We start from the raw sequence: 5,036 nt of genomic DNA on the forward strand, positions 1-5,036 counted from the left end.
GCGCGCTCAGGCTCCGGCTCGGCGGGTGCGGGCTGGAGGTCCGGCTCGGGGGCCCGCCATTCGCGCTGGGCGGGCCTGGCGGGGGCACGGTCATCAGGCTCGCCCGCCCCGGTGTACTCGCCGGTCATGCCGCCGCCCACGACCACGCCCTCATCGAGCCTGGTCCTCGGGTGCGGGTCGCCCGCGCCGGGCAGGCGCAGCTCCACGCGTCGTACGGGGCCGGGCACGAGCCGGTCGGTCCAGGTGAGCGCGTCGCGCCCGGCCAGAGCCACCTCGCCCGACTCGGCCTCGACGGTGGCCGACGCCTCCCCGCTGACCAGTACGGCGATGCCGCCCGCGGCCGGACCGGCGACCGCGCACCCGATCGGCTCCGCGGTCATCGACCGGGCGAGCACCTGGGCGGCACGGCGGGCCAGCGCCCTGCCGTCGCCACCGGTGGCGGCGGTGTCACGGACCGCCTCCAGTAGCTCGGAGGCCACGGCGTCCACCGCGTCGCACACCAGGACCAGGCCGCCCAGATGGGCGACCAGCCCGTTGCCAGGAAGCGGACGGACCACTCCGAAGCCCTGGTCGGTCACAGAACTCTCCCTCCCCGGAATCACACAGATCCATACCACTAGGAAGTGCGTCTAGAATGCGCCGGCGGTCGGACCGTGGCAAAAAGAACCCTAGTAGACCTTCTGGCAGGAGCGTCACCAGTCCGAAGAGGGGGGCCGGTCCTTCTCCCGGCGCAACCGCGGAAAGCCAGGGACGAACGCCTTCCCAGCACACGCACGGCACGGCGATGAGCGCGAGCGTGGAGAGCCTGCGATGCGACCGTCGCCGAGCGGCGCTGGTGGGCCGGGGGCGGGGAACTATCAGTAAGGTAACGATCGGCCCACGGTGGCAGGCGGGCGCACCCGGGCCCATTCCCCTACAGGACCACGCAGGCCGAAGAGGTGGGCTCGGGCCGGACCCGCGTTCGCGTCAGACTCCGCTGAACACCCGGTTGACGTCGGCGGTGGCGAGCACGCCGTACACCTCGCCGCTCCGCTCGACCAGCAGGTATTCGCCCGCGGGCGTCTCGCGCATGGCGTCGATCAGCGCCTCGCCGCTGAGATCGGCGGCCAGCACCAGCGAGGGCTCCAGGGTGCGGGCCAGCGAGCCCGCGGTCACCCACGGCCTGCGCTGCTCCGGCGTGGCCTCCACGGCGGACTCGTTGACCAGGGCGATCGGCCTGCCGTCGTGGTCGACCACGACCATGGCGCCCGCCTGGGCCGCCGAGGCCCGGCGCAGCGCCTCGGCCAGCGGCACCTCCGAGGTCACCGGGATCGCGCGCCTGGCCAGGCTGCGCGCGTTGACCTGCGGGATGCGGGCCCGCACCCGCGCGGTGCGCAGCGACTGGCTGGCCCCGAACCAGATGAACCCGGCCAGCAGGAAGGACCACAGCACGAACAGGTTGAACACCTGGCCGCCGCTCATCAGCGTCAGGATCAGGGGAATCGCCGCCAGCACGATGGCCAGCCCGCGGCCGACCCACGCGGCGGCGACGGTGCCCGAGCCGGAGTCGCGCGTGGCCTTCCACACCCCGGCGCGCAGCATCCGCCCGCCGTCCAGCGGAAGGCCCGGCAGCAGGTTGAACACGCCGACGATCAGGTTGGCCACCCAGAGCTGCCAGGTCAGGACGCCGAGGATGCCGCCCTCGGGCACGACGAAGACGTCGAGCAGGAACCCGGCGAGGGCGAGGCCCAGGGAGAGCAGCGGCCCGGCGAAGGCGACCATGAACTCCCTGCCGGGAGAGTCGGGTTCGCGTTCGATCTCAGAGACGCCGCCCAGCAGGTAGAGCGTGATCCGGCGCACCGGCAGGCCGTACCGCTTGGCCACGACGCAGTGCGCCAGCTCGTGCAACAGCACCGAGACGTACAGCAGCACGGCGAAGGCGAACGCCACCGCGTAGCCCGCCGCCTCGCTCAGCCCGGGCACGCTGAGCTGCACGCTCTCCTTGTAGGTGATGGTGATGAACGCCGCCACGATGAACCACGTGGGCGAGACGTACACCGGGATGCCGAAGGGCCGGCCCATCCGCAGACCCGGTGATCGCTGTGGGCTCTCGCTGCTCACTCGTCTCGCTCCGCCTTCTGCCGCGTCTGCCGATGGAGGCGCGTTTCGCCATGCAGGCATCTCCGCCTTAGAGCCTAGATGCCTTGTAGACCTCGATGCTACGCGTCACAGGGCCCGGGCGGTCCGGCGTGGCGGGCGCCTCGCGGGGCGCCGGACCGTGAAGATGTCGGCGCGGTGGCCTAAAGTGCGGGTCATGGTGGAGCGTACCCGGCCGTCCCAGGCCCGCCGATGTCGTGACCCGCTCGGCGCGGTGCGGGCAGGAGGGCGATGAGCGCGCCGACGGTCATCGGCGCGCTGTCGCCGTCGCGGGCCGGCGACTTCATGACCTGCCCGCTGCTCTACCGCTTCCGGGTGATCGACCAGATCCCCGAGCGGCCCTCGCCCGCGGCGGTCCGCGGCACGGTGGTGCACGCCGTGCTGGAGCGGCTGTACGACCTGCCGGCCGGGCGGCGCACCGTGCGCGCGGCGCTCGACCTGCTCGAACCGCAGTGGGAGCGGCTGCGCGAGCGCGAGCCGGAGACCGCGGAGATGTTCGCCGACGAGGGCGAGCAGGCGGCCTGGCTGGACCAGGCGCGCACGATGCTGGAGCGCTATTTCACCCTTGAGGACCCGACCCGCCTGGAGCCGGCCGAGCGCGAGCTGTACGTGGAGGCGGTGCTCGGCAACGGGCTGATGCTGCGCGGCTACATCGACCGGCTCGACGTCGCGCCGACCGGTGAGATCCGGGTGGTCGACTACAAGACGGGCACCGCGCCCGGCCGTGACTTCGAGGCCAGGGCGCTGTTCCAGATGAAGTTCTACGCGCTCGCGCTGTGGCGGCTGCACGGCACGGTGCCGCGGGTGCTGCAACTGGTCTACCTCGGCAACGGCGAGGTGGTCCGGTACGCGCCCGAGGAGGCCGATCTGCTGGCCACCGAGCGCAAGGTGTCGGCGCTGTGGCAGGCGATCGAGCGATCGATGAGCACCGGCGAGTGGCGGGCCCGGCCGAGCAGGCTGTGCGACTGGTGCGACCACCAGGCGCTGTGCCCGGAGTTCGGCGGCACTCCCCCGCCGCTGCCCGAGCGGCGCCCGGGGGACACCGTGGCCGGCGGCCGGCGTCGCCGCGCCGCCAGCGACGAGCTGTAGACGAGCTGTAGACGAGCTGTAACGGGGCACCGGGCCGCCCGGCCGGGGCGGGTGGTTCCTCCGGCAGGAGGATGGCGCATCCTCCTGCCGCAGGGTGGGCGCGCGCGGGGAAGTTCTACATTGAAGGCGTGCGCACCACCCTCGGCGGCCTGCGGGCCTGGCTCGGCGACCGTCCGCTGGTCCCGGACGCCCTCCTCGCCGCGCTGCTCGTCGCCGCCGCGGCGGCGGAGCTGATCTCGCCCCTGCCGTCCGGCGCGCGGCCCCCCGACCCGGCCGGGAGCGTCGCGGTGCTGCTCGGCTGCGCCGCCGTGGCGGTGCGCCGCAGATGGCCCTTCGCGCTGCTGTGCGCGCTGGAGGCGGCGCAGCTCGCGCTGGTCATGACGGGCCACGACACCTCGATGATCGGCACGGCCACCCTGGTCGCCGTCTACAGCGTGGCCGCGCACCGGGGCCTGGCGGTCAGCCTGGCGGGGCTGGGCCTGGACGTGCTGGCCGTGCTCGTGGGCGTGTCCTCCGGAGTGGACGCCGAGACCCGGACGGTGCTGCTGGTGGGCGTCCCGGCCGTGGTGACCGCCTGGGTGGTCGGGCGCAGCCTGCGGATGCGGCGGGCCTACCTGGCGGAGTTGAAGGACCGGGCCGAACGGCTGGAGCGCGCCAGGGACGCCGACACCCGTGCCGCGCGGGCCGAGGAGCGTTCGCGCATCGCCAGGGAGCTGCACGACGTGGTGGCCCACCATGTGAGCGTGATGACCGTGCAGGCGGCCGCGGCCAGGCGGATCCTGACCGCCAACCCGCAGGGCGCGGGCGAGGCGCTGTCGGCGATCGAGGAGGTCGGGCGCACCGCGATGGCGGAGATGCGCAACATCGTCGGGGTGCTCAGGACCGACGACGGCCGGGCGGGGCCCGCCGAGCGCGGTCCGCAGCCCGGCACGCTGGAGCTGCCCGCGCTGGTGGAGCAGATGCGCGAGGCGGGGCTGCCGACCCAGTTGTGGACCGAGGGCGAGCGCGGGGACCTGCCGCCGGGCATCGACCTGGCCGCCTACCGGCTGGTCCAGGAGGCGCTGACGAACACGCTGCGGCACGCGGGGCCGGGGGCGCGGGCGTGGGTGACGGTACGCCACGAACCGGGCGAGTTCTCCGTGCGGATCGAGGACGACGGGCGCGGCCCGGAGGCCCCGCGGCCGGACGGGGAGCGGCACGGACCGGGCCACGGACTGGTCGGAATTCGCGAGCGAGTGGCGCTTTATGGTGGAATGCTGAGAATCGGCCCGCGCGCCGGGGGCGGCTTCGAGGTACGCGCACGGTTCCCGCTCAAGGACGGACGATGACGATCAGAGTGCTGCTGGTGGACGACCAGCCGCTGCTGCGTACCGGTTTCCGGTTGATCCTGGAGGCCGAGACCGACCTCACGGTGGTCGGCGAGGCCGGCGACGGCAAGGCGGCTCAGGAACAGGCTCGCGCTCTGCTGCCGGACGTCGTGCTGATGGACGTGCGGATGCCGGGCGTGGACGGCATCGACGCGACCCGCAGGATCGTGCGTGAGGCCACCGCCGGGGTCCATGTGCCGAAGGTGCTCGTACTGACCACCTTCGACCTCGACGAGTACATCGTGGAGGCGCTGCGCGCCGGGGCCAGCGGCTTCCTGCTCAAGGACGTGCCCCCGGACGAACTGGTGAACGCCATCCGTGTGGTGGCGGCGGGCGACGCGATCGTGGCGCCGAGCATCACCCGGCGCCTGCTGGACCGCTTCGCCACCCGCCTGCCACCGGCCCACCCGCAGTCCTGTCCCTTATACACCTCTCCGAGCCCAC

At 73.4% G+C, this 5,036-nt stretch carries 4 protein-coding genes and 1 pseudogene; 3 read left to right on the plus strand and 2 right to left on the minus strand.

Annotated elements, in window-relative coordinates:
- Positions 1-578, minus strand: a pseudogene (locus C1I98_RS34955) (FHA domain-containing protein); the annotation flags it as partial.
- Positions 579-966: 388 nt separating this feature from the next.
- Positions 967-2,061, minus strand: coding sequence for a site-2 protease family protein (locus C1I98_RS34960; protein ID WP_111171596.1), 1,095 nt, complete (start codon positions 2,059-2,061; stop codon positions 967-969).
- Between the two features lie 306 nt (positions 2,062-2,367).
- Between C1I98_RS34960 and C1I98_RS34965 the strand changes: the two genes are divergently transcribed.
- From C1I98_RS34965 to C1I98_RS34975, 3 genes are all read left to right on the plus strand, one after another.
- A complete protein-coding gene (locus C1I98_RS34965) occupies positions 2,368-3,225 on the plus strand; it encodes a RecB family exonuclease (protein WP_111171597.1) in 858 nt (285 codons plus the stop codon).
- Between the two features lie 128 nt (positions 3,226-3,353).
- Positions 3,354-4,553, plus strand: coding sequence for a sensor histidine kinase (locus tag C1I98_RS34970; RefSeq protein WP_233508444.1), 1,200 nt, complete (start codon positions 3,354-3,356; stop codon positions 4,551-4,553).
- A partial coding sequence (locus C1I98_RS34975; protein WP_111171599.1) for a response regulator occupies positions 4,550-5,036 on the plus strand: 487 nt, incomplete at its 3' end. The genes C1I98_RS34970 and C1I98_RS34975, both read left to right, overlap by 4 nt.

The organism is Spongiactinospora gelatinilytica, assembly GCF_003236385.1.
Taxonomy (GTDB): Bacteria; Actinomycetota; Actinomycetes; order Streptosporangiales; family Streptosporangiaceae; genus Spongiactinospora; species Spongiactinospora gelatinilytica.